This is a genomic window from Methylobacterium terricola (assembly GCF_006151805.1).
GTDB lineage: Bacteria > Pseudomonadota > Alphaproteobacteria > Rhizobiales > Beijerinckiaceae > Methylobacterium > Methylobacterium terricola.
Window position 1 is genome coordinate 160,528 of record NZ_VDDA01000015.1, and the last position, 814, is coordinate 161,341.

Sequence of the window (814 nt, forward strand, 5' to 3'; positions counted from 1 at the left end):
AGTGAGGTACATTGGGTCGGATCTGGCGGTCACTGCGCGTCCGATCACCGTCACGGCCGATACTCAGTCTCGCGTCTACGGCGACACCAACCCGGCTCTGACTTACACGGTCGGTGGGCGCGGCCTTGTCAACGGCGATGCCCTCACCGGTGCCCTCACCACGACTGCCGCGACCGGCAGCAGCGTCGGCAGCTACGCCATCGGCCAGGGCAGCCTGGCGGCCTCGCCGAACTACACAGTGAGCTACGTCGGGGCGGATCTGGCGGTCACCACCCGGCCCTTGACCATCACAGCCGACACGCAGTCGCGCGTCTACGGCGACGCCAATCCGGCTCTGTCCTACAGGATCGATGGGCGCGGCCTCGCCAACGGCGATGCCCTCACCGGCGCGCTCACCACGACCGCCGCCACAGGCAGCAGCATCGGCACCTACGGCATCGGCCAGGGCAGCCTGGCGGCCTCGCCGAACTACGCCGTGACCTACGTCGGAGCCGACCTAGCCGTCACGGCCCGGCCCTTGACCGTCACGGCGGACACGCAGGCCCGCGTCTACGGCGGGGCCAACCCGGCCTTGACCTATCGGGTCGGTGGAGGTGGACTCGCCAATGGCGACAGATTGACAGGGAGTCTGGCCGCCACCGCCGACGCCGCCAGCGTTCCTGGACATTACACCATCGATCAGGGATCGCTGAGAGCCTGTTTGACTGATTGAGCCAGTCGCGCGTTGTCGTTGGCAGGAGGAGCCGATGTGGACGCAGGCGGATCGCGATCTCTACAAGGACGACGGCCGTCGCTATCCGAGTGACCTGACGGA

1 protein-coding gene is annotated in these 814 nt (G+C 67.6%); it reads left to right on the forward strand.

Going from position 1 to position 814, the window contains the following annotated elements; all coding sequences use genetic code 11:
* The coding region (locus tag FF100_RS37295; protein WP_171070323.1) for an MBG-2 domain-containing protein at nt 1-712 on the forward strand (712 nt) is incomplete at its 5' end.
* Nucleotides 713-814 lie beyond the last annotated feature (102 nt).